Genomic DNA, 25,317 nt, shown 5'->3' on the forward strand with positions numbered 1-25,317 from the left:
TTAATGGGTTGACCAAAATTTATTCTTGGCCTAAAGTTTCGGATGGCGAAGCCAGCCTTGACAGCAACGGAAAGCCTTTTGAAAAAGACAGCTATTTTTTCTTGACTTTGCAGAGCGACCAACGGAAGCTCCTGCAAAGGCATTAGAAAAAAAGCTGGATTTGAAAAAGCTTGAAGAGAATGGCGAGATGGGCTACAAACAATTAACGTTGTTGGTTTTTATGTGAGGATTTTTAGCTGTATTTTTACTTTTTTAAATTATGATGAGAAAAGCAGTTTTGATTGTATTGGTTTTGGTGGGTTTGATGTCTTGCCAGGAAAAAGTGAAGCGGGAAGATGTTGCAAAAATCAATGGATATTGGGAAATCGAAAAGGTGAGTTTGCCTGACGGAAATGAAAAAAACTACAAGATTAACGAGACGATCGATTATTTTGAAGTGAAAAATGATTCGGGTTTCAGGAAGAAAGTGACGCCACAATTTGATGGGAAATATTTGGTGAATGATGAATATGAAAAGGTAAAAGTGATGATGGAAGGCGAAAAAGTCGTATTGGAATATACCACTGAATATTCGAAATGGAAAGAGGAAGTCCTGGAAGTTTCGGATGAAAAATTGGTATTGAAAAATGCCGCGGAAATGGAATATGAATATAAACGGCCAACTCCTTTTAGTGTAAAATAATGGCAAAACGACTCAATAACGAAAGTTCTATAAGTGATGTCTTGAAAGTAATTATTCAGGACAATAAGCTACAAGCGGGAATTGATCAGGTTTCGGTTAAAGAAGCTTGGGTTTCTTTGATGGGGAATGGCGTGAACAGTTATACTAAAAATGTGGTGTTGAAAGGTAATACGTTGTATGTGGAGCTAACTTCGGCGGTTTTGCGGGAGGAATTGAGCTATGGTAAGGATAAAATTATCAAGATGATCAATGAGGAATTCAGGAGAGATCTTGTGAAGGATGTGGTTCTGAGGTAATGTTCAGTATTCAGTGATCAGTTGTAGTTTTCGGTGTTCAGAGATCATTGTTGAATATAGTGTAAAATATAAAAGTCCAATTTCTAATTTAGAAATTGGACTTTTATATTTTAAGATAGTTAGTGTTTACAGCGACTGACCACTGAATACTGATCACTGAATGCTGACCACTGAATACTAGAACTGTTCTCTTCCAGCGAAGTGGAAAGCACTTTCGATAGCTGCATTTTCATCGCTATCAGAACCGTGAACTGCATTTTCTCCGATTGAAGTTGCATATGCTTTTCTGATTGTTCCTTCAGCAGCTTCAGCTGGGTTTGTAGCACCAATTAAAGTTCTGAAATCTTCTACTGCATTTTCTTTTTCCAAGATAGCGGCAACGATTGGTCCTCTTGACATGAATTCTACTAATTCTCCGTAAAAAGGTCTTGCACTGTGAACTGCATAAAATGCTTGAGCATCAGCTACAGTCAATTGCGTTAATTTCAAAGAAACGATTTTGAAACCACCGTTTGTAATCATTGCTAAAATGTTTCCGATGTGTCCGTTAGCGACAGCATCTGGCTTAATCATTGTAAATGTTCTATTTGTTGCCATTGTAATTTTTAAATTTTTGGCAAAAGTAGCCTTTTAAAGTGATATATTAAAATCTAATTGGTATTGAAGAGATTAAATTTTTGAGAAAATAAAAATCCCTTGCCGATTTCTTGACAAGGGATTAATTTCAATATAATTGCCTAAAACTAATTCTTAATGACTTTTATGGTTTTGATTGCTTGGTCACAAGTTACTTTTGCAAAGTATATTCCTTGTGGTAAAGCTGATGCGTCAACAGCAATACTATTTGAAGCAGAATTTTTTGTTAGAATTATTTTTCCAACCACATCCATAATTTCGATAGCAGAAATGGTTCCATCAGTTGTAAAGTTCCAGATACTATTTGAAGGATTTGGATATACTTTTAACGATTTGATTGCAAATTCAGAAGTGTTTAGGGCTGAAGCGGTAATGGTATAGGCTAATGTGTTTCTGTTAAAACTGATGTCATAATTTCCAGCGGTTTCCACTACAATGTTCGGACCGTTTAGTGCTAAAACTCCTGGGGTATCGCTAGATCCCCAGTTTGTATCCCAAGAATTTTCTAATCTAAATTTTATTTCTCCTGCTAAAAGGGCATAATTTGTAATGCTATAATTAACTCCATCAGTTGTAATCAGGTCTATATCTCCTCCTTCAAAACCAGTTGGACCTAGAACCGTTCCTAGAAAACCTACACTTTGGTATCCGAAATTATAGGCAAGAGTTGTTTTGTTAAACGTCACGTTATAAGTGCCTCCAACCACTGGAATATTACTGTTTGGATCGTTCAAAAGAGCTGTGCCACTTGGAAATGCTGAACTTCCCCAACTGTTTGTCCATTGGTCATTTTCTCTGAATTTTGCATCACCAGTTGTAAAAGTATAATTGTTTAGGGTATAGTTGATTCCGTCGCTTGTAAACATGTCAACATCTGGTCCATCAAATCCATTGGCAGAAACGGCATCACCAAGAATACCAATTAAAGGGAAACTTACCACATTTGTAAAACTGTATGCACCCGTAATTCGGTTAAACGTAACGTCATAAGTTCCAGCAACTGTTAGGATATTGCTTCCATTTTGAGTTGCAACTCCACTTGGAAAATTTGCATTTCCCCAGTTAATTGTCCAAGCACCATCTTGTCTGAATTTTGCACCACCATCGGCATTTTGTGCTGCATCAAGAACTACTAAACCAGTAATGGTGTAAGTGATGTTGTCTGTTGTACTCAAAATATGGGTATCTGGAGTTAACGGATCATTATCAGGCCAACCTCCAACGGCTTGTCCAACAATAGAAACTGTTTGGGCGGTAGCTGTTGAATTAGAAACCAATAGTGCAAAAAATGCTACTAAAAAAAGTAAAGTTTTTTTCATATAAAATCTATTTAATGTTTTGATTATTATAAAATTATGTAAAAAATCAAGATAAAAAATAGACCGGCAAGAATATCATAAACGAAAACGTTTTCGTATTGATAACTTTTTGTTGGGGGAGTTATAAAAATAAGAGATACTGAAAAATTTTAGAAAACTATGACGTCGAATTTGTTTTCAAGAGGTTTTAGTTCTTCCATTAATTTCGGAATCAATGCATCACCTACAGTAATGTAAAATTCAGAAAAATTTGTCAGCCTTTCTTGTAGACTTTTGTTAGGAAATAGTTCGTTTTGCAAATCAAATATGCGTTCCAATTCTTCTGCATGCTTTCTTTTTTCAGCTTTCAATAGACGTTTTTCAAGATTCTCCAAGCCTTTTAATTGTTTCGCTTCCTGTGCTTTAACGGCTCCTGAAAATGATTTGTCAGTTTTGGAAGCAATAGCATGAAGGTTTTCGAATTGCTGTTTTAGAAATGTTTTTTGTTCTGAAAAATCTAATGTAAATGCTGATAGGCTTTTTATTTTTTTGTTTGCCAAATCTGTTTGTTTTTCAAACAAATCGTGCCAGGAAAGGTTTAGCTTGTCGGCTTTTTTGGCTTGTTTTTCGGTTGCCAATAGTACGGAATTTCGCAAGAGCAAAACTGGAAAAGTAATATTTACGGCATCAAAATAGGATTTTAGTTCTAGCCAATATGCCAATTCACCACCACCACCGATGTAACACAAATTGGGTAAAATTACTTCCTGATACAAAGGTCTCATGATGACATTCGGACTGAATTTTTCAGGATGATTTTCCAACGTCTCGATTATTTCTTTTTCGGAAAACTTGATATCCGTGTTGTTTATATAATAGGTTTCGTTTTGCAAAATAATTCGTTCCCGCAGTTCATCTTCAATATAAAATAAATTGATATCTCTGGGATTCACCTGAATATTGTAATCTTTGAGCTTTTCAGTAGCTTCTAGTACTTTTTTGCTGGAAGTTTGTTCTAGCAATTCTTCTTTTACAAAAGGAATAAACAACTTTTTCAGGTTTTTATCGTCTGCATCTAAAATCACCAAACCATATTCGCTAAACAATGAATCGGCTAGAAATCGGGTTGCATCTGCAAGATTATCGTGTTGCAAATAGGCTCCTTCAAACAATTTCTTTAGGGTTTCGGCATCTTGGCCTTGGCCTAATTCTGTACTAAAAACTTCAAAAACTTCTTGCAAACCTTCAGTAGAAAGTCGGCCAACTGGTCCTGTACTTTCTTTGCTCCAGCGAAATTTCTTCCCTTTGAAATTAAAATAATTAATTTCTTCGAAATCATGGTCTTCTGTAGCCATCCAATAGATAGGAACAAAATTATATTCGGGATATTTTGCTTTTAATTCTTTTGATAAATTAACGGCAGAGATAATTTTGTAAAGAAAATAGAGCGGTCCAGTAAATAAATTAAGCTGATGTCCTGTCGTGATTGTAAACGTATTTTCCTCTTTTAACGCTTGGATGTTTTGAAGGGTCAACTGAGAAGCCGCTATATTTTGATACTGTTCTTCTAAGACAGAAACAATAATATTTCGATTTTCGGATGGAAAATTATTTTGTTTTTCAAGAATTTGTTCCTTAAAGTTTGCTAAGCTTGGAAACCGATGGTAAAGTGACTGTAAGTTTTCTTTTTGGTCTAAATAATCATTCATCAAGGGAGTGAAATATCCGGAATTTTGATAGCTGATACAGTCGGTTGGCATAAGTAGAGGGGCTATATTTTTTGTAAAAATAATTAAAAATAAGGTGATAATTTTTGGTTTAACAAATGGTTGGCATTTTATCGTTTGAGTGTAAAATGGCCTCTATGTTCTTTTCCGTTTTCACGGATTACAACAAACCAGTAATCGGTAGAAGGCAAAGTTTCGCCATTGTAAGTTCCGTCCCAAAAAGGTTCTATTTCGTTGAGTTGCTTGATGAATTTTCCATAACGATCAAAAATATGTACTTCCAAATTGGGTTCATTTTCATGAAACTTGATTCCCCAAAAATCATTATAGCCATCCCCATTCGGTGTAAAATATTTTGGATACATTAACAAATAAACGTCTTCTTCGGCAACACCACAGCCGTTAATATCGTTCACATATACCGTATATTCTCCATTTGGCAAACCAAAAAACTGATTGCTACTTTGAAAATGAATCCCGTCCAGTGAATATTCATAATCACCGGAACCACTAACGATAATGGTAATCATATTGTTATAAGAAGTCCAATCTACGGTTTCAATCGAAGTAATTGTCGCTTTATCTGATACATCTACAAAAATAGTTTTGGTAGAAGAACAAATTAAGTTTCCGTGATTTTCAGTAACTGTAACCGAATAATTTCCAGGCTGGATGACCGTTATAGAGCGAGTTGTTGCTCCAGTTGACCAAGTGTAGCTATCAAAACCAGCATCGGCTGTGATGTTGACAAATCCATTTTCACATACATAATAGGTGTCTTTCATATTAATGTAAGGTGAAGAAATTACCGTAAGTTGCAACTCTATAACTTTATGGCATTGGTTATTAAATTCAACTCTAACAAAAATTAAATTCGCACCTAAAGTCAAGTTGTAATCATCTTGATTGGTAATCAATGCTGTCGCCAATTCATTTTCGGCACCCGAAAAACTAGTATAATAGGTAAAAGTATAATCGGCTGAATTAGTAATTATGTCTTCTTGATACACAGTTAGATCAACATTTTCTTGACCGTCGTTTAAGTTATCACAAAGCGAATCTTGAAAATTATTGGCTGGTAAAGTATTCAAGATCAAAACATTTATAGGGAATCGTTGGAAACTTTCGCAACCATTTACAGTTTGCGAAGCATAATAGGTGATGCCATCTTGAAGCAAAGTTGAGTTTGGCAAAACGGTTCCATTATTCATGCTATCATAAAATTGAATAGAAGTGCCTGTCACGACAAGATCGTTCAAGGTTGCATTTTCACTAGCACAAAATAGTTGAGGTGACAAACCTGTTGGAGCTGGCGTATTTTCTATGATGATGGTAACGGGAATCCTATCACTTTCGCAGCTATCAATAGTTTGGGAAGCATAATAAATTCCATTATTCAGAGGTGTGGTTGTCACCAAAAGAGTTCCGCCTGTCAAGGTATCATACCATTGTATGTTTTGTCCATTAACCACTACATCAGCCAAAGTTGCATTGTCCTGAATGCAAAATGTTTGGGCTGTAGCCGATGGCAAAGGAGTGGCACCGGTAAAAGGAATTATAATCGCTGTAGTGGCATTGGAAACACACCCAATTGCATTTTTAATTTTTATCAAATAAGTCGAAGGAACCGCATTGTTTAGAACTGCATTTGTCGTCCATGTTGCACCATCATCAAAGCTGAATTCTGAAGCCGGACTGTCAATTGTAATGCTACCGAAGGCTTGATTACAGTCGGGCTGAGCGAGTGATACAGATGGAGCATCTGGGTAATCGGTGATGGGATTTAAGCTTGTAACTGTTGCCACCGACTCACAATTGCTAGCGTTTTTTACCCGTATGTAATAGGTTCCTGGCGGTAGCATTTCGGAAATAGGATTTGTAGAATAGGTCATTCCATTATCAAAACTGTATTGGTCTGCTAAACTCGTAACGGTAATAAATCCAAAAGGATTGGTGCAACTGGCTGGGTGTGTTAGTTGAACCGTTGGAGCATCAGGAGCTTGAGGTGGAGCTTGAATTTCTACAGTTGAAGGCAACGAAGGACAACCTGTTGCCGCAACTTTTATTTTCAAATGATAGATTCCTGAGGATAAATTGGCAGCGGTATTAGTAGTTACCCAAGTGATTCCATTATCAAAACTGTACTCCAATGCTGGTGTTGTTATAGTGATAGTTCCTGTAGAGGTCGAACAATCTGTAGGTTGAAATGCGGTATACTGAGGAGCAGGAGGCGGAGCCGTTTGGGATCCGGTTTGAACATATGAAATTTTAGAAATACAGCCTTGACTGTTTTTTATTCGGATAAAATAATAAGTATTGGCGTTGAGATTTGTTTTTACGGGATTGGTAGTCCAAGTCACGCCATTGTCAAAACTATATTCCGCAGCCGGAGTTGTGATAGTAACGGTGATGCCTGTTCCGGTTTCAGAAGGACAATCGGGTTTGAACAAGGTATATTGTGGCTGAGGCAGTAATATTTCGTTTAAAGTGACGGCAACAGGAATTGATTCGCAGCCTTGGTTGTCCTTGATTCGGATGAAATAAACTCCAGGGCCAAGACCAGTTATTGTAGGTTCGGTGGTCCAAGTAGTTCCATCATCAAAACTATAAGAAGGTGCAGAAGTCGTGATGGTAATACTACCAAATGCTGGACATTGTGGATTTAAAAAAGTAAAGGTTGGTGGAGGAAGATAGTTTTCGTTTAGGTTTACTAAAGCAGGATAGGAGAGGCATCCCAAATCATTTTGTATCACAACCGAATAATCGCCACTTTCTAAATTTGTAGCCACTGGGTTGCTTGTCCATGTTAGACCTCCATCAAAACTATAGGAGGTTGCAGGAGTGGTGATTGTAATACTTCCCAAAGTACCACAACTTGGTAAAACAAAAGTAAACTCGGGTTCAGGAAGTAATATTTCGGTCAACGTTATGAGTAACGGGTTCGTAAGACAGTCATTCACAGTTCTTGTTAAAACAATATAATCGCCAGCTTCTAAATTTTCCGCAAAAGCGTTATTAGTCCAAGTTTCACCTCCATCAAAACTGTAAAGTACGGTTGGAGATGTAACTGTGATACTCCCCAAACTAGAACAACTCGGATTGGTAGATGTAGCAGTTGTTTCGCCTACATAATCTTCAATAATTTCTGCATCAGAAGCATTGGAAATACATCCGTTAGCATCTTTAATTCTGATAGTATAAATCCCCATCGAAAGCCCTGTTGCTAAGGGATTACTCGTCCAAGTGACTCCATCATCAAAGCTATAGGAACTTCCAGACGTAAGAATCATTATACTTCCCAATGTACCACAGTTTACATTTGTTATATCAAGTTCTGGATAAATACTAGAAGGAGGATAAACAATTGATATTTTTTTGGCAGTCGTGATACAGCCTCCACTGCTTTTTACAGCTATATAATAATCTCCAACTGGGAGAAGATCAAAAAAAGCTTCATCCTGCCAAGTTGTTCCGCCATTTACAGTATAAGATATTCCAGGTGTTGTGATGGTGATGCTGCCGGTATAGGTGGTGCAATCAGGTTGAACAACGGTAGCAACAGGTTGTTGTAATATATTGTACACAATGTGATCACTGCTAATGGCACAGCCCAAATCGTTTGTGACTTTTACGCTATAGGCTCCCAGATGTTCTTCGCCAACAGGAACATTATAAGTTAAATTGGTAGCTCCAACTAATGCAACTCCATCCAAATACCATTGATAAGTTGGATTTATAATATCGGGATCTGTGAGGTTTGCTGTCAAAACAAGCGTTCCGTCACAAAAATTTCCTGATGGAATAATATTTACTTCAAAAGCTGCTGCATCATTTAAAACTAAACTATCAAAAAGCATAAAGGGGAAACAGGCCACACCATTATGATTAACATTATAAAAAGATGCTGGTAAAACCGCCGGGGGGCCAATCATGATTGCATTAATGTCAATAGTAGGACTAAAAGTAATGGTGATTTCCTGCCATTCCGATTGCGGAACATAGGATACTTGGCCAATTTCAATCCATGTCGGGTCAAACAAAGAAGGACTAAGGAATGTGTTTAAAGGCATATTTGCACCATTTCCACAGCCGAAAAGAGTAATGTTTACAGGTTCTAGAAAACTAATACCACTGCCACAACTCACCCCACTATTTTGAAGGTTTACCGTTGCAACTTGAAAAGTAAATTGATAATTTTCTCCAGCAAGTAAAGTATTGACGGGAGTTCCGATATATTCTTTTTGTCCGGGAGTAAATGCAGCACCAACCATTCCGGTACCATCGGGAAAAGTATCCAGATTAGCTTCAGCAATACCACTATAAATAAAACCACAATTAAAATAATCTGATGTTCCTTTTGTAGCTTGTATCCACGGAATGGCAAAATCAAGGTCAGCCGATCCGGTAGGACACTCAGAATAATCTTCAAATGAGGGATTTGGAATTATAGAAGGAACAGGCTCAGGAACTGGGCCAAAACTACAAACACATTCCGGATCATTCAAATCAATCAAGCCATCGCCATCATCGTCAATACCGTTGTTGCAATTTTCTTGGGCATTCAGGCCAACAGAAAAAAGCAAAAGAAACAACGCGATGCAATTGCGTAAAGTTAGAATCATGGGTTCAGGTTAAAAGTATTAGGCCTACTTCAAGATATATATCCTTCTCTTGAGCGTTAAAAACTTGAAGTAAATTTAATTAAATACTGATAACTATGGTGTTAATATTTCAAATAACCTTCTTGGATGCTATCTTTTCAAAGAAAAAATCCATTCAAATCCACATCATCCTCAAAAATATCAACTAATTTTGCCGTTCTTGAAAATCCTATGACAAAACTGTTCCTCATAACGCCACCTTTTACGCAGTTAAACACGCCCTATCCAGCAACGGCTTACATCAAAGGATTTTTGAACACAAAGAATATCGCTTCTACTCAAGCCGATTTGGGAATCGAAGTCATCCTCAAGATTTTTTCAAAGCAAGGATTAACCGATATCTTCACTATTGTCAACCAGCAACCCGCTTCTGATAATCAAAATATCCTCCGAATCATTGCCCTTCAAGACCACTATATTGCAACAATCGATGCCGTAATTTTGTTTCTCCAAGGAAAGAATCCAACCTTGGCACTACCTATTTGTCAAGAAGATTTTCTACCCGAAGCTTCTCGTTTTGCTCAACTCGAAGAACTCGATTGGGCATTTGGAAGCATGGGAACTCAGGATAAAGCAAAACACCTCGCAACTTTATATCTCGAAGATATTTCTGATTTAATCGTAGAATGTGTTGACGAAAACTTTGGTTTCAGCCGATATGCCGAACGACTAGGAAGATCTGCCAATTCCTTCGACGAATTATACGAAAGCCTTCAGCAAGAACATACTTATATAGACAAGATTCTTTTAGAAATTTTAAAGGAGAGAATCACCGAAGTGAATCCCACTTTATTCCTAATTTCAGTTCCCTTTCCAGGTAATTTATACGCAGCTTTCCGATCGGCTCAATTTGTCAAACAACATTTTCCCCACATCAAAATCTCGATGGGTGGCGGTTTCCCGAATACGGAATTACGATCATTATCGGACAAAAGAGTTTTCGAATTCTTCGATTATATAACGCTCGACGATGGCGAAACTCCAATTGAAGAACTCATTTTAAACTTAGAAAATCCAAACTATAATTCTTTCAAGCGTACTTTTGTATTGCAAGATGGAGTAGTGGTGTATAAAAATAATTCGGCTAAACCTGATTACAAACAATCACAAGTAGGAACTCCGGATTATTCCGATTTGCCTTTGGATCGTTACATTTCGGTTATCGAAATCGTAAATCCGATGCATCGAATGTGGAGTGACGGACGATGGAACAAACTTACCATGGCTCATGGTTGTTATTGGGGAAAATGTACCTTCTGCGACATCTCACTCGATTACATCAAGATTTATGAACCCGTAGCTGCCAGTTTGCTTTGTGATAGAATGGAAGGACTTATGCAACAAACCGGTCAAAATGGGTTTCATTTTGTTGACGAAGCCGCTCCACCCGCTTTGATGAGGTCTTTGGCGTTAGAGATTCTAAAGAGAAAGCTTGTCGTAACGTGGTGGACGAACATCCGTTTTGAGAAAAGCTTTTCGAAAGATTTATGTGTTTTGCTAAAAGCTTCTGGTTGCATTGCCGTTTCGGGTGGATTAGAAGTAGCTTCCGATCGTTTGCTACAACTAATTGACAAAGGCGTTACTGTAGAACAAGTGGCAAAAGTAACTCGCAATTTCACCGAATCAGGGATTATGGTCCATGCCTATTTGATGTATGGCTATCCTACACAAACCATTCAGGAAACGATTGACAGTCTAGAAATGGTACGTCAATTGTTCGAAGCAGGAGTTTTACAATCGGGTTTTTGGCATCAATTTGCCATGACGGCCCACAGTCCAGTAGGAATGTATCCAGAGAAATTTGGTGTGCTAAAGGAAACTGAAAGCATCGGAACCTTTGCCAATAATGACATCAACTATACCGATGCTACAGGGATCAACCATGATCAATTTAGTTTCGGACTCAAGAAATCGCTTTTCAATTTCATGCACGGGATCTGTTTTGATTATCCGCTTCAGGATTGGTTCGAGTTTAAAATTCCAAAGACCAAGATTCCCGAAGACTTTATATATGAAGCTTTGCATCAAGAAGAGGATTTTAAAATAAAACCTACAGCAAAAATAGTGTGGCTTGGAGGAAAGCCTTTGGTCGAATACTTTACAAAATCTAAAAAAGGAAATTCGTGGGAAATGATGGGTTTGACCTTTCATGATAAAAAGGAAAGTTTTACCATTCAAACCAATAAAAATGAAGGCGAATGGCTGGTAGATATGCTACAAAAAATATCGGTTTCTAACTCTAAAACGTATAGTTTTAATGAGCTAAAAACCGACTTTGAAATCCTATTGGAAGATTTTGAACTCTTTTGGTATTCAAAACCTGTTTATGTTTTAAGGGATTTTGGATTACTAGTCCTTTAGATTATTCTGGAGTTTCTTCGACTTTTTCTTCGTCCTTTTTTCCTTTTTTCTTTTTCTTTTTCTTTTTTTTCTCAGTCTTGTTTTTTAATTCTTCAAATTTAGTCTTTTGTTCTTCATTGAGGATTTCTAAAATCTGAGATTCCATTTTTTTATTAGCTATTTTTAATTTCTCATACTTTGCTTCTTGAGGAATTTCTTGAGAAGTAATAGAAATTGAAGCGGTTTGATAATCCTCAATTATATTTTTTAAAATGGCACTTTGAAATCCATCAAGGTTAAGTTCCTTTGTTAAGATGTCTATAGATGCTTGAACTTGATCAATTGGTTTTTGTTTTTTAGGATGAGGATTTTGACCTTGTCCGGACATTATTCTTCTGTCTAAGCCATTATTGTTGCCATATTGGGCATTGGAACTATTTGAAAGAAGCAATAAAAAAAGAATAAAAAAAGAGAATATCGTGGTTTTCATATAATTTTATTTAATTAGATGATACAAATTTAGGCTTTATAATTCTAAAACAAAAACAGTGCCTCAATCTTGGATGTTAAATCTAAATCCAATTCCATGCAGGTTTTCAATCGAAATATGTTGCTCAGTAGATAGAATCTTGCGTAATCTTGATATGAATACATCCAGGCTTCGTCCCATGAAGTAATCGTCGTCTCCCCATAGTGAGGTGAGGATCTGTTCCCTTTTCAGGACAGTATTCTTGTTGTCCAAAAACAATTTCAACAGTTCAGATTCTCTCTGGGTCAGGGTGATTTTCTCTTGGTCGAATGTGAGAAGATAATTTTGGGTGTCAAAGTTATATTTACCCACTCTATAACTCACTTTTTCCGAAATGGCATTCTTTTGCGAACGCTTCAGGAAAATCTCGATCTTCAGGGCAAGTTCTTCGATGCTAAAGGGTTTCACCAGATAATCATCGGCTCCAAGTTTCAACCCCTTGATCCTGTCTTCCTTTAAGGTTTTTGCCGAAAGGAAAATAATAGGCACATTATTATTAATTTTCCTGATGTCTGCTGCAATTTCAAAACCATCCTTTTTGGGCAGCATGATGTCCAAGATGCAAATATCGAATTTTTCCTTCTTGAATGCTTCCATACACAGGTTTCCATCCAGGCAATGCACGACATCATAGCCGTTCTGTTCCAAATTATCTTTGGTCAGGAACGCCAATGTTTCATCATCTTCTGCATAGAGAATCTTATAGGAACTCATGATTTTCGAGGTATTAATAGTGTTACTGTGATTCCGTTTTCGAGGTTGTTCTTTGCGTTAATTTTCCAATGATGCAAGGTGCAAATTTTCTTTACATAATACAACCCCAGTCCAAAACCATTCACCTCGTTGCTCTTTGCACTCGGAATCCGGTAGAATTTATCAAAAATAAACGAAAGATTCTTTTTAGAAATCCCGATACCATTATCCTTGAATTCCAGCTTTAGGTTTTTATTTTCTTCCGAAAGCGTAATTACAATTTTGGGTTGTTTTTCGCAGTATTTTATAGAATTGTCAATCAAGTTATAGATGATGTTCGTGAAATGAAATTCATCGGCTTTGATGCTATAATCCTTCAAGTTATTTATTTCTACAACAGCATTTTCATATTTCAAGCGAATATTTTCGACCACATTGGCAATTGTTTGCTCCACCGAAACATCTGTCAGGTCAAGGTCCATAGGCGAATTATCCGATTTGGCTATGTTTAATATTTTTTCGATATGATGGTTGAGCTTGTTACTTTGGTTGATGATGATATCCGTATATTTTTCCAACTTGTCATCGGTTTTAATCTTTTCCTGTCGGATGAGGTAGTTCGAGGCAATCAATATCGAAGACAATGGCGTTTTGAACTCATGGGTCATGTTGTTGATGAAATCCCGTTGCAGTTCTGAGTACTTTTTTTGTTGCAAAATGGTGAAAATAGAATACACATAGATCAATAAAATAATAATCAAGGCAAACGAAAGCACAAACCAAAACTGTAGCGAACTAAGGATATAGCTCGTTTCCTTGGGAAACCGAACCGCAAAATAATAGACCAAGTTTTTATGCTTCGGGAAATAGACCGTAGCCTTGCTCTTGGTTTTATCCGATAGGGAAACAAAATTGCCATACACCATCTCGTCGCTCTGGCAGTTATACATCGCATATTCAAAATCAGTCGTGATGCCCATCTTTTCAAACTCCGATTTCAGGTAGAATTCCAAGATTTCTGGTTCAAAATCATTCTCGACATTCACAATATAATAGTCGTTCGAGATCTTCTCGATTGGGTTTTTAGAAGGCAGCTCGTGGCTCGTTCCTAGATATAGGTTCTTCACCACTTCTAGCAAGGCGATATGGGCACTTTGGCTAAACTTCTTTTCCTCGAGTGTGAATGCTTTTTTGGTCCAAAGCAATTGTGCAATCAAGATCCCAATGATCGCCACAAGCCCCAAGAGTATTATAGTATTAAGCCGATTGAATTTCAAGATAGTATTTTTTTAGAATGTAATATTAATCAAAAATAAGCTATGATTTTTGCATTAACAACTAGTTAACAACGTTAATGAGGTTTGTCTCAACTAAAAAAAAAGAAATAAGGGACTATTTGCAAATACGTTTTTTCTTATATTTATCCCTAAATACTTTTTGAATGAAAATAAAGTTTAGAATCCTATTGCTATTGTTCATGTTTATTTTGGCATCTTGTTCGGGTAATGATGATAATGAATCGGCTATTTGCATACCCACTAGTATGTCAATGATCATCAACGGAGAACCAGTAGAATATAATGTATCTGGTACAGGAATAGATTGGGACTGGTCACGTCAAAAACATATATTAGATCAAAGTTTTTATTATAGTAGTAGTTCGTTAGGGGAATCAACTATTTCCTATTCAGTTCCCCATAAATTGAAAGGAAAAAATGTCTTCGAAACATTTGTATTTAGGACCTATCTCAATGGATCTTATATTGAAATAAATTTGCTAAATGAGGATTTTGAAAGTGAAGTAATTACCAATAGTAACACCTGCCTTTATGCAGTTTTTTCAGGGAAATTCACACTTAATAATCAGGAAATAATTATTACCGAAGGAAAAGCTAGTTTCATATTCGAAAACCCAATCCAGATTAGCTTTTAATTGGTATTATGTACCTGCGATATCGACAAGCTTGAATTTTTTGGGATGAGTAATACATTAGTTACAAAAATATTTTTTTTCAGATACAACCTTTTTATCCTACAACTCGTCTATTAACAAAATAACATAAAAGACTAAATACAATGAACAAAGCACTACTAGTCGTATCCATTCTCCTATTTCAAATTATTGGGTTCTCTCAAAACACTACTGGAAAAATTCTTGATGCCACAACGGGCGAGAGCATCCCATATGCCAATATTTCTATTTCGGGTGCTGAAAACCTGATTACCAATGAGGAAGGTGTTTTCACCCTATCCGACAAACACAATGATAACATTCAATTTGCAGTTTCCTATTTGGGCTATGTGAGCCAGCAATTGTCGATTGGCGAATTGAAAAAGCAGCAAAACACGATCAAGCTACAGCCTGGAGTTTTTGAATTGAGCGATGTGGATGTTTCGAAGGTGAAGATGGATGCCAATAGCATCATGGCGGAGGTGAAAAAGAATCTGAAAAAGAATTATGGCAATGATAACAAGACGTTAAAGACGACATTGTTCATGCGTGAATTAAGTACTTTTAAACCAAAGAAATTGGATATCGAGATCACAAAGTCGACAGGATTTACCAAGAGTAAATTAAAAGAAGCTAATGACGATGTGACTAAATTTACGTCGAGATTGGTGTCTAATCCGCCACTGGAATTCACGGATATGCTCTGCAAGTACTATACTGGAAAAATTGATGGAAAGGAAAAGCCGGTTTTTATGACCAAGCTGGATGTCGTGAAAGCTACGAAACTAAAAGATGAAACCCGCTCGGTTGCGATTGAAGATATGGAGAAACTGGCGGCTAATATTTTCCTGAAACACCTAGATACTACAAAATATTATAGGTTTAAAAGTGGATGGATAGGCTCTAGGGATACAATTTCTTTTAGAAAAGATTTTAATAAGAAGAAAAAGAAAAAGGAAAAAACAAGCGAATTGGATGTTGCCAAGAATGATATCAGCGGTTTTTTGGCTGGAATCAATGTTTTGAATGGCAAGAAGATGGAGTTTATAAACAATACTGAAATCTATGAGTATTCGTATGAAGGAGCTATGTATTCTAACAAGAATGAATTTGTATATGTGATCAATTTCAAGCCTAGAAAGAGCAAGGCCAACTACACGGGCAAGCTTTATGTGTCTGAAGCTGATTTTGCCGTGGTTCGTGCCGAATATAATTTGGCAAAAGGGAAAACCTTGGGAGGTATCAATCTAAAATTGTTGTTAGGTGTAAAAGCTTCCGAAAATTTGGGTCGCGGAACGGTAACTTACAAGCAGAATAAGGACGGTATCTATTTTGTACAATATGCCTCGGTAGAAACAGGTCAATACATCTACCTAAACCGACCTTTGAAATTCATAGAATTGACAGATGAGGACAAGGATGTTGTGGCGTTGGACTTGAAAGTAGAGGGCAACTCCTTTAATAAAGTTGAATTTTTGAATATTGCACAGGAGGAAATCGCTTCGGGAGAGCTAGAAAAAATGAAGGAAGAGGATTTTAATTTCACGCGTTTGAAGCGTTATGATCCAAAAATCTGGAAGGATTATACTGCGATTGAGCCTTTGGAGGAGATGAAGCAATTTAAGGTGGTGGAAGAGTAGGATTTTAAAATATTTAATTCTAAAATAGATTTAAGACATTAAGAGTCATTAAGTTTTATGCTTACTTAATTAATCTTAATGGTTTTACAAAAAAAAAGAGCTTCAAACGAAGCTCTTTTTAATTTATGATTATGCTACAACAGCTTCCCCATAAAGGTCAAACTCGGTAGCTTCTATAATTTTAATATCAACAAATTCACCTGTTTTTAGGTATTGTTTTGAAGCATCAATCAACACTTCATTGTCTACATCCGGACTGTCAAATTCGGTTCTTCCAACGAAATGACCACCTTCTTTTCTGTCAATGATACATCTAAAAACTTTACCCACTTTTTCCTGATTCAAATCCCAAGAAATCTGTGATTGCAATTCCATTATTTCGTTGGCACGAGCCTGTTTTACTTCGGCTGGAACATCATCTTCTAGCAAATAAGCATGCGTGTTTTCTTCGTGAGAATAGGCAAAACAACCCATCCTGTCAAACTTCATTTCCTGAACCCAATCTTTCAAAATGCTGAAGTCTTCCTGAGTTTCGCCAGGATAACCAACGATCAAAGTCGTTCTGATGGCAATTCCCGGAACAGCTTCTCGGAACTCTTTCAGCAATTTCGTAGTCTTCTCCTGAGTAGTTCCACGACGCATCGATTTCAAGATGTTATCCGAAATATGCTGCAACGGAATATCGATATAATTGCAAATCTTTGGTTCACGCTTCATGATCTCCAAAACATCCATCGGGAAACCAGATGGAAAGGCATAATGCAAACGGATCCACTCGATGCCTTCTACTTTTACTAAAGCCTCAAGCAATTCGCCAAGATTACGTTTTTTGTATAAATCCAAACCATAATAGGTCAAATCTTGGGCAATCAAAATCAATTCCTTCACGCCATCTCTCGCCAAGCCTTCGGCTTCCTTAACCAATTTTTCAATAGGTTGCGAAACGTGTTTTCCTCTCATCAGCGGAATCGCACAAAAACTGCATGGTCGGTCACAACCTTCGGCAATTTTCAAGTAAGCATAGTTTTTTGGAGTTGTCGTCAAACGTTCGCCTAACAATTCATGCTTATAATCAGCACCCAAAGCTTTCAATAAGCCAGGAAGCTCTGTAGTTCCAAAATATTGGTCCACATTCGGGATTTCTTTTTCCAAATCTGGACGGTAACGTTCAGACAAGCATCCGGTTACAAAAACCTTATCTACCAAACCACGTTCTTTCTTGTCGGCATATTCCAAAATCATATTTACCGATTCTGCCTTAGCGTTGTCAATAAAACCGCAAGTATTGATTACGATAATGTTGCCTTCTCTTTCCGCAGGAGCTTCATGTTCAACGTCTTTTCCGCTAGCACGAAGTTGTCCCATCAGCACTTCGCTGTCATACACATTTTTCGAGCAGCCTAAAGTAATAACGTTGATTTTGTTCTTTTTTAACGATTTGGTTCTCATAGTAGTAAGGTCTAAATATTTTTAGAGCGTGCAAAATTACGCTTTTATTTTTTAGGAGCGGAATCATTTGGGAATTTTTATAATCGCTTGGTCCCGCTTTCCAGTACAATCTTTTTCCTCGCTAAAGAAGCGAGAAAAAAGATTTCCCTTTCAATCGGGGCTAGAGGCAATCGTAATTTCTTTAAATAATCACAAAAAAATCCATTCGATTTTGCGAATGGATTTGCTATTTTCAATACTCCGATATTCCGAAGAGCTGTTTTTATAATTCAAATAAAACGGTCAAGGAAATATTGTTGTTTTTTCGGTTTATTGTGGCAGTGTCAACCAATCCCTGAGCAAAAAATGCTTGCTGGAAATCTCTTTGGGCAAATGTATACGACATGTCAAGTTTCACATCTCCAAAATTATAACCAAATCCTCCAGAATAGCTGGTCAAATCTCCCATAGTATTGCCATTTTTGTATGGACTTTCCTCAAAACGGTAACCCGCTCTCAAGCTCCAAGCCTTGATTCTATATTCTCCACCAACCCTAAATTCGTTTGAAGTATCTAAAAGACTAGAAAGCTGATCGTTGACATCAGTAGAATGTCTGAACTCAGTATTGCTGTAATCTTTTAGGGTATAATCGAAGCTTAATAATCCTTGTGTTCCAAAAACGTATGCTAAACTTCCGGTCCATTTTCCAGGCGTTCTCAATCTGTATGTTGGATAAACTACAACTAAATTTGGGTCTGCATAAAAACTGGTAGTGTCTTCAAAACAATCTACACAATCTACCAAAAGGGTTTGTCTAAGTTCGTCGTTGAGACTGTACCAAGTTGGTGATTCATATGCAAGACCAACACGAAATTCATTGGTTACTTTTGCAATAGTTCCCAATTGGAAGGAAAATCCAGTTCCATAAGTATATAATTCGTTCGTGAATCTTGAAGCTTGAACACCAGTATTTGGATCATGGTTAGGTGCATCTAAATAATCTTCATAAAAGCTTGTTCTTTGGTTGTAATCCACGAAATGACTGTTCAGATTCAGACCAAAATAAAACCGCTCGTCATATTCTGCAGCAGCATTAAAGGATAGTTTTCCATTATAGCCGTTAGATGAAATATAGTTTTCTTGGTAAAAATCTCCAGTTCCGGTCAATGCTGAAACATATTGGTTTCCGCCGGCAACAGTTGGATTAATAAAAAAGCCTTCATAACCCAAGTAGGCTTGTTGTTCAGCATAATCTAATTGAGTAAAAGAATTATTTGTTATAGTACCTTCGGAAATTCCGTTAGCATAACTAATAAAATAATCCGCTACAGAATTGTTAGGATTAATACCTTGCGAATAAATTGTGTTGTTTAGATTGTTTGTGTTTTCATAAGTGAGAGCCAATGTTAGTTTTTTCCATTTGCTTGTATTTTCATAATCTTTGAAAACCCAAACAGCACCTAGCTGATTCAAATCGAAAGTATTATCTTTCTCAGTAGTTGTAGTTCCAAAATAGTTCGAGTTGTTTTTAGAACTAAAGTTACTTACCGTGATAGCTGCGGCATTATTTGCAAAAACAGCAGATCCAGCTGGATTTACAGAAATGGCCGAAAAATCTCCTCCAAGAGCTCCAAAAGCTCCACCCATAGATCTAAATCGGGCCGTACCATTTAGGTCGGTTTGTGAGAATCGTAAAGCATCGGAAAAATCTTGTGCCTGTAAAGAATTCAAACAAAGTAATAGGATTGAAAAAGACAAAAACTTCTTATTTATAATAGAAAATTTTCTTTTACGAAATTTGAGGATTGTTGCTTTCATTGTTTTTTATAATTTGGGATTCAAAAAAATACCTATGCTCATAACATCTCAGTCAAAACATAGGTAAATTAAATTTTTAGTTTGGATTATCTTCTTCCACCACCAGATCTTCCGCCACCACCGCCAGATGAACCACCGCTTCTTCCGCCACCCATAGATCCTGAAGATCTCGATGGAGCAGGAGAGTAGCTTCTCGTTGGAGCTGAGCTTCTTGTTGGAGCAACGTTTGTATTGTTGCTTCTACTTGGTGCTAAGTTAGAGTTGTTTCTTGTTGTATTTCTTGACGGAACTACATTAGAATTTCGAGTAGTATTTCTTGTTGAATTGAAATAGTTGTTACGAGTATTGCTGTTTCTTGTTGTAAAAGTATTTCTATAATTGGTTCCGTTTGCATTTCTTCTTATAGAGGTCCCGTTATTGTAATTCCTTGATCCTCTTGTGCCGTTTTCTGAACGACCTAGATAATTTCTTCCTCCATTGTTGTAGTAAGAATCTCCTCTTCGTCCATTGCTGTAGGCATAATTGTTATAGTAGTAGTGGTTGTTCCATCCCCAATTGTTGCCGTACCAGCCATTACCATACCATCCATTCCAACCCCAGCCGTTTCCATACCAACCGCCCCAGCCCATTCCCCAGCCAGGACCATACCAATTATTCCAGCCTAATCCCCAACCCGGTCCGTACCATCCAGCCCAACCCCAGTTGTTCCAGTTGTTCCATCCCCAATTGTTATCATAAACGTTTACAACAACATTTTGAGAATCGCTTCCCCAGGCAGCATAACCATTGTTGTAATCTGCTTCATTTTGATAGTTGGAGGAATAATTTTCAACATCAGTAAAAACTTCTGTAGAATCATTTTCAATCTCTATTCGAGAATCAAAATAGTCTTTATATTGTTGATTGTTGTTATTGTTTGTAACTTGATTATCGTAGTTTCTGTTTGAGCTTGTGTAGATGCCATCCCTGTCATAATAAGAAGTATTTTGATAAGAACCGCAAGACGTAACTAGAAGGCCAACCAATCCGATTAGTGAAAATGCGGAAAATGATTTTCGTGAAATATAATTAGTTTTCATATCTGTGGGTATTTTTATTGTTGGACAATACAAAAATAGTTAGTTTTGCTGAACTATTTAGTTAAAATAAGTTAAACAATATTTGTGCCAAACTATTCAATATGGGTAAGAACTTAACAACACGATCAGAAGATTATTCAAAGTGGTATAACGAGCTGGTTGTCAAGGCAGATTTAGCCGAAAATTCAGGCGTTAGAGGCTGTATGGTGATCAAGCCATATGGCTATGCAATTTGGGAAAAAATGCAAGCAGAACTTGATAGAATGTTCAAAGAAACTGGACATCAAAATGCCTATTTTCCATTGTTCGTTCCCAAGAGTATGTTTGAGGCCGAAGAAAAAAATGCTGAAGGATTTGCAAAAGAATGTGCTATTGTAACACATTATAGGCTAAAAAACGATCCGGATAAACCTGGGAAATTAATGGTGGATCCAAATGCAAAACTAGAAGAAGAATTAATTGTTCGCCCAACAAGTGAAGCGATCATTTGGTCAACTTATAAAGGTTGGGTTCAGTCTTATAGAGATTTGCCATTGCTAATTAACCAATGGGCAAATGTGGTTCGTTGGGAAATGAGAACTAGATTATTCTTGAGAACTGCCGAATTTTTGTGGCAAGAAGGTCATACGGCTCATGCTACAAAAGCAGAAGCAATTGCAGAATCTGAGCAAATGATGAATGTGTATGCAGATTTCGTTCAAGATTTCATGGCAATTCCAGTTATAAAAGGATTAAAAACCGAAACGGAACGTTTTGCTGGAGCCGATGAAACCTATTGTATCGAAGCTTTGATGCAAGATGGAAAAGCGTTACAGGCGGGAACTTCTCATTTCTTAGGGCAAAATTTTGCGAAAGCATTTGATGTAAAATTTGCAACAGCCGAAGGAAAGCAGGAATACGTTTGGGGAACATCATGGGGAGTTTCAACACGTTTGATGGGTGCTTTAGTCATGACGCATTCGGATGATAACGGATTGGTTTTGCCTCCAAATTTAGCTCCAATTCAAATTGTAATTGTTCCAATCTATAAAACCGATGAAGAATTTGCAGCGGTTTCTGAAGCAGCTCAAACTTTGGTAACCCAATTCAAGAAACTAAGAATTTCTGTAAAATTTGATGATAGAACAACTCAAAAGCCGGGATTCAAGTTTGCCGAATGGGAATTGAAAGGTGTTCCGGTTCGAATTGCTATTGGACCAAAAGATATTGAAAACGGAACTTTTGAGGTTGCGAGAAGAGATACTTTAACGAAAGAAGTGGTGCTGAAAGATGGAATCGTGAATTATGTGAGCGATTTATTGGAACAAATTCAAGCTGATTTATTTAATAAAGCGTTAAACTATAGAAACGAACATATTACTGAAGTGAACTCATTTGAAGAATTTAAAGAGGTTTTGGAAAATAAAACAGGCTTTATTTCAGCACATTGGGATGGAACAGCAGCTACCGAAGAAAAAATCAAAGATTTAACCAAAGCTACCATTCGTTGTATCGCCTTAGATCGAGTAGAAGAGGCGGGAAGCTGTGTTCTTACTGGTAATCCTTCGAAAGGAAGAGTGCTTTTTGCGAAAGCATATTAAAAAAATAAAAAAAATATTGCATAGCTATTGTGTGAATAAAAAATAGTTGTATTTTTGCATCCGCATTAGAGAAGCAAGGCCCGTTCGTCTATCGGTTAGGACGCCAGGTTTTCATCCTGGTAAGGGGGGTTCGATTCCCCCACGGGCTACAAGTTCTAGTACTATGCTGAATTAGTATCTAACTAGAAGGATTATAAGGGTCCGTTCGTCTAGGGGTTAGGACGCCAGGTTTTCATCCTGGTAACAGGGGTTCGATTCCCCTACGGACTACAAATTAGTTGTAAATTAGTTTTATAAAATAAAAATTGGTGTCTCGGTTTTTATTTTATTAGTTAAAACCAAAGTGTTTGCCGAGGCGAATGTGGGAGGTTTTTCTTTTTTAACTAGTATTTATAAATTATTACATCTAAAATTAAAAAAAAATGGCAAATCATAAGTCAGCTCTAAAGAGAATCAGAAGTAACGAAAAGAAAAGAGTATTAAACAGATACCAACATAAAACTACTCGTAATGCTATCAAAGCTTTAAGATTAGCTACAGATAAAGCAGATGCTACTTCTAAATTATCAGCTGTTATTTCTATGGTTGATAAGTTAGCTAAGAAAAATATCATTCATGATAATAAAGCTTCTAACTTGAAATCTAAGTTAACAAAACACGTTGCTAAATTGTAATTAAGTTACAACTTATTATAAAAAAAAGCTCTCAATTTGAGAGCTTTTTTTATGTCTTGATTTTTTCAGAAATTAAAGCAAGCATTTCTTTTGTAAGTGGCTTAGGTAGGAAGTCCACCACCATCGAAAAGTTTTTTGATTTCTGAATATCATTGGGGTCGATAGAGGACGAAAGCAAAATGATTTTCGTCTTAGCATACACTTCTTGTAGTTTGTTGCTAAACTGTTCCAGAAACTCCCAACCGTCCATTACTGGCATGTTTAGGTCCAAAAGGATTAATAACGGTTGTTCAGAATTTGAATTTTCTTCAATGGTTTCAGGTTTTTCTAGGTATTTGATGGCTTCTTCGCCATTCACGCAGGTTACGATTTGAGATGCAAAACTTGCCTTAGAAATTACCAATTTGGATAACAACAAGGCAATGGGGTCATCATCTACACAGATTACTTTTTGGAGCATTAGTTTTCTTTCTTAAAGTTAATAATAAATTTGGTGCCTTTGTTTACTTCACTTTCAATCTTGATTTCGCCTCCCATGCTTTCAATTTGCGATTTCACCAAATACAATCCTAATCCTTTGCTATCGGGATAATTGTGGAATCTTTGGTACAATCCAAAAAGCTTTTCCTTGTATTTTTCAACATCAATTCCAATTCCATTGTCCTCAAAAACGAGTTCGGTGAAATTAGGATGATTAAATACAGAGATGGTAATGGCGGGTTCTCTCTCGGTTGATTTGTATTTTATAGAATTTGTTAGTAGGTTCAATAGGATGCTTTCAAAATAGGCCTTATTGGAATAAATCGAAAGGTTTTGGTCGTTCTTAATGGTAATTTTAGGATTGTTGTTTTCGACTAGGATGTTGATTTGTTCAATAACATTTTTAAAAGATTCCTCTATCAAAATGTGTTGTTTTTCGATAGAAGGGTTGTCTCGAATGATTACAACTCTGCCTAAATCAGATATCGTTTCATTTAATAAATAAGTAGATTTAGAAAAGCCATCAATAATCAGTTTCAATTCTTCATTTGGTATTTCAATATCTTCAGTAAGACTTAGAAGACCCATTAAATTCGATAAAGGGGCTCTTAGGTTATGGGAAGTAATATAGGAAAATTGTCGTAAATCCTTGTTGTTCTGAGTAAGTTCATTGATGAGTTGCTCTTTTTCTTTCTCCTGTTTTTTTTGTTCGGTTACGTCACGTTGAATTGAGATCCAATGGGTATGTTCATTCTCACTATTAAAAACAGGAACCATTGAAAAACGGACCCAGTATTCGTCATTATTTTTTTTATGACTGATGGTTTCGATCTCGCATTCCTGTTTTGCTTTTATAGAGGCAGTAAATTTTTGAAATTCGGTATCATTGGATTCTACTCCAATAAAAGATTTCAAAGATTTACCCACTACATCGTCATATTCAAATCCCGACATTCTTGTAAAGGCTTGATTGGTAAAAACAATCTTTGGGATTTCGAATTCTGAAATATCAGAATCTGTAATCACTACAGCATCTTTTGTATTGGTAATTACAGTTTCCAAAAGTTTAAGTCGTTCTTCTTCTTCTTTTTTCTTGGTAATATCTTGCATGGCTCCAATCATTCGGGTAGGAGTTCCATTTTCGTCAATTACTAAAAAACCTCTATCAAGAACATATTTATAGCTTCCGTCTTTGCATTTAAAGCGATATTCGTCCTGCCATTTTTGAGTTTTTTGTTCCAAAAATGAATACAATTTGACCGACATTCGGATGCTGTCTTCCGGATGAATCCTGTCAAACCACCATTTTGATGTGTTTTCAATATCATCTTTATCATAGCCGTAAACATTTTGGATTCCTTTATTCCAACTAAATTCATTGTCTACGATTTTCCAGTCCCAAACTGTGTCGCTGGTTGCTTTTGCAACAATATCATACCGTTCCTTGGCTTCGTGAATTTCGGCATTGTCGATGTTCTGTTTTTCTATACGGCTGGAGTTTCCTTTATTGTTTTTAGTGATAAAATATCTGAGAATCAATCCAGTAAAAACAATAAAAATGAAATCTTTAATGATGTGAAGCGTGAGAATATTATGTGAATTGCTTTTTTTTTCAAACAACAAAATACTGGCAATAGCAAAAACCGTAGCAACAAGAATGAAGATATAGGTAATTTTATTTGCTTTATTTTTCATTACCTCAAATATAATAAATTATAATTATCTTTTATATTTTACCCGAAAACTATTCCAAAAAGGTAAATCATTTATATTGTAGTAGTTATTAAATGTTTAACGCTTAATA

The 25,317-nt window shown here is 36.5% G+C and carries 20 protein-coding genes and 2 tRNA genes; 10 read left to right on the forward strand and 12 right to left on the reverse strand.

Going from position 1 to position 25,317, the window contains the following annotated elements:
• The first annotated feature begins 8 nt into the window (after positions 1-8).
• The 3 genes from G508_RS19990 to G508_RS0105305 all read left to right on the forward strand — a co-directional run bounded on the left by G508_RS19990 (position 9) and on the right by G508_RS0105305 (position 978).
• Complete coding sequence (locus G508_RS19990; RefSeq protein ID WP_157485877.1) at positions 9-146, forward strand: hypothetical protein; 138 nt, start codon at positions 9-11, stop codon at positions 144-146.
• Positions 147-259: 113 nt separating this feature from the next.
• The gene (locus G508_RS0105300) at positions 260-682 is read left to right on the forward strand and encodes a lipocalin-like domain-containing protein (protein ID WP_245569848.1); all 423 of its coding nucleotides are present in this window, start codon (positions 260-262) and stop codon (positions 680-682) included.
• Positions 682-978: a DUF721 domain-containing protein gene (locus tag G508_RS0105305; RefSeq protein WP_026704339.1), complete on the forward strand. Its 297-nt coding sequence runs from the start codon at positions 682-684 to the stop codon at positions 976-978. Before G508_RS0105300 ends, G508_RS0105305 begins: the two co-directional genes overlap by 1 nt.
• Positions 979-1,155: 177 nt before the next feature.
• Here G508_RS0105305 and G508_RS0105310 read toward each other — a convergent pair whose 3' ends face one another.
• The 4 genes from G508_RS0105310 to G508_RS19460 form a co-directional block, all read right to left on the reverse strand.
• On the reverse strand, positions 1,156-1,575 hold the full coding sequence (locus G508_RS0105310) for a nucleoside-diphosphate kinase (RefSeq protein WP_026704340.1): 420 nt from the start codon (positions 1,573-1,575) through the stop codon (positions 1,156-1,158).
• Positions 1,576-1,721: 146 nt separating this feature from the next.
• Positions 1,722-2,933 carry a T9SS type A sorting domain-containing protein gene (locus G508_RS19455; protein ID WP_026704341.1) on the reverse strand — a complete coding sequence of 404 codons (1,212 nt, stop codon included), beginning with the start codon at positions 2,931-2,933 and terminating at the stop codon, positions 1,722-1,724.
• Positions 2,934-3,082: 149 nt separating this feature from the next.
• Positions 3,083-4,672, reverse strand: coding sequence for a bacillithiol biosynthesis cysteine-adding enzyme BshC (gene bshC / locus G508_RS0105320; RefSeq protein ID WP_026704342.1), 1,590 nt, complete (start codon positions 4,670-4,672; stop codon positions 3,083-3,085).
• A 77-nt stretch (positions 4,673-4,749) separates the two neighbouring features.
• Positions 4,750-9,261: a T9SS type B sorting domain-containing protein gene (locus tag G508_RS19460; RefSeq protein ID WP_084625916.1), complete on the reverse strand. Its 4,512-nt coding sequence runs from the start codon at positions 9,259-9,261 to the stop codon at positions 4,750-4,752.
• A gap of 210 nt (positions 9,262-9,471) precedes the next feature.
• On the opposite strand from G508_RS19460, the gene G508_RS0105330 reads away from it, so the two are divergent.
• The gene (locus tag G508_RS0105330) at positions 9,472-11,661 is read left to right on the forward strand and encodes a B12-binding domain-containing radical SAM protein (protein ID WP_026704343.1); all 2,190 of its coding nucleotides are present in this window, start codon (positions 9,472-9,474) and stop codon (positions 11,659-11,661) included.
• A 1-nt stretch (position 11,662) separates the two neighbouring features.
• On the opposite strand, the gene G508_RS0105335 is transcribed toward G508_RS0105330, so the two are convergent.
• The 3 genes from G508_RS0105335 to G508_RS0105345 form a co-directional block, all read right to left on the reverse strand.
• Positions 11,663-12,130, reverse strand: coding sequence for a hypothetical protein (locus tag G508_RS0105335; RefSeq protein WP_026704344.1), 468 nt, complete (start codon positions 12,128-12,130; stop codon positions 11,663-11,665).
• 63 nt (positions 12,131-12,193) lie between these two features.
• On the reverse strand, positions 12,194-12,883 hold the full coding sequence (locus G508_RS0105340; RefSeq protein WP_026704345.1) for a response regulator transcription factor: 690 nt from the start codon (positions 12,881-12,883) through the stop codon (positions 12,194-12,196).
• Positions 12,880-14,139, reverse strand: coding sequence for a sensor histidine kinase (locus G508_RS0105345; protein WP_026704346.1), 1,260 nt, complete (start codon positions 14,137-14,139; stop codon positions 12,880-12,882). Before G508_RS0105345 ends, G508_RS0105340 begins: the two co-directional genes overlap by 4 nt.
• A 164-nt stretch (positions 14,140-14,303) precedes the next feature.
• Here G508_RS0105345 and G508_RS0105350 point away from each other — a divergent pair, with 164 nt between their 5' ends.
• Together G508_RS0105350 and G508_RS0105355 are read left to right on the forward strand one after the other, a co-directional pair.
• Positions 14,304-14,795, forward strand: coding sequence for a hypothetical protein (locus G508_RS0105350; protein ID WP_157485878.1), 492 nt, complete (start codon positions 14,304-14,306; stop codon positions 14,793-14,795).
• 143 nt (positions 14,796-14,938) lie between these two features.
• The gene (locus G508_RS0105355) at positions 14,939-16,453 is read left to right on the forward strand and encodes a carboxypeptidase-like regulatory domain-containing protein (protein WP_026704348.1); all 1,515 of its coding nucleotides are present in this window, start codon (positions 14,939-14,941) and stop codon (positions 16,451-16,453) included.
• A 129-nt stretch (positions 16,454-16,582) separates the two neighbouring features.
• Here G508_RS0105355 and rimO read toward each other — a convergent pair whose 3' ends face one another.
• The 3 genes from rimO to G508_RS0105370 form a co-directional block, all read right to left on the reverse strand.
• Positions 16,583-17,902 (reverse strand): 30S ribosomal protein S12 methylthiotransferase RimO, encoded by a 1,320-nt coding sequence (gene rimO, locus G508_RS0105360; protein WP_026704349.1) that lies wholly within the window; start codon positions 17,900-17,902, stop codon positions 16,583-16,585.
• A gap of 262 nt (positions 17,903-18,164) precedes the next feature.
• Positions 18,165-19,613, reverse strand: coding sequence for an OmpP1/FadL family transporter (locus G508_RS0105365; RefSeq protein ID WP_245569849.1), 1,449 nt, complete (start codon positions 19,611-19,613; stop codon positions 18,165-18,167).
• Between the two features lie 173 nt (positions 19,614-19,786).
• A complete protein-coding gene (locus G508_RS0105370) occupies positions 19,787-20,779 on the reverse strand; it encodes a hypothetical protein (protein ID WP_026704351.1) in 993 nt (330 codons plus the stop codon).
• A 101-nt stretch (positions 20,780-20,880) separates the two neighbouring features.
• Here G508_RS0105370 and proS point away from each other — a divergent pair, with 101 nt between their 5' ends.
• The 4 genes from proS (at position 20,881) to rpsT (ending at position 23,033) form a co-directional block, all read left to right on the forward strand.
• Positions 20,881-22,359: a proline--tRNA ligase gene (gene proS / locus G508_RS0105375; RefSeq protein WP_026704352.1), complete on the forward strand. Its 1,479-nt coding sequence runs from the start codon at positions 20,881-20,883 to the stop codon at positions 22,357-22,359.
• Positions 22,360-22,436: 77 nt separating this feature from the next.
• A tRNA-Glu gene (locus G508_RS0105380) sits at positions 22,437-22,508 on the forward strand.
• Between the two features lie 49 nt (positions 22,509-22,557).
• A tRNA-Glu gene (locus tag G508_RS0105385) sits at positions 22,558-22,629 on the forward strand.
• 152 nt (positions 22,630-22,781) lie between these two features.
• On the forward strand, positions 22,782-23,033 hold the full coding sequence (gene rpsT / locus G508_RS0105390; RefSeq protein WP_026704353.1) for a 30S ribosomal protein S20: 252 nt from the start codon (positions 22,782-22,784) through the stop codon (positions 23,031-23,033).
• Between the two features lie 49 nt (positions 23,034-23,082).
• Here rpsT and G508_RS0105395 read toward each other — a convergent pair whose 3' ends face one another.
• Together G508_RS0105395 and G508_RS0105400 are read right to left on the reverse strand one after the other, a co-directional pair.
• Positions 23,083-23,493 carry a response regulator gene (locus G508_RS0105395; RefSeq protein WP_035694116.1) on the reverse strand — a complete coding sequence of 137 codons (411 nt, stop codon included), beginning with the start codon at positions 23,491-23,493 and terminating at the stop codon, positions 23,083-23,085.
• Positions 23,493-25,208, reverse strand: a complete 1,716-nt coding sequence (locus G508_RS0105400) for a PAS domain-containing protein (RefSeq protein ID WP_026704355.1) — start codon at positions 25,206-25,208, stop codon at positions 23,493-23,495. Before G508_RS0105400 ends, G508_RS0105395 begins: the two co-directional genes overlap by 1 nt.
• Between the last annotated feature and the right edge of the window lie 109 nt (positions 25,209-25,317).

This window comes from Flavobacterium soli DSM 19725 (assembly GCF_000422705.1).
Taxonomy (GTDB): domain Bacteria; phylum Bacteroidota; class Bacteroidia; order Flavobacteriales; family Flavobacteriaceae; genus Flavobacterium; species Flavobacterium soli.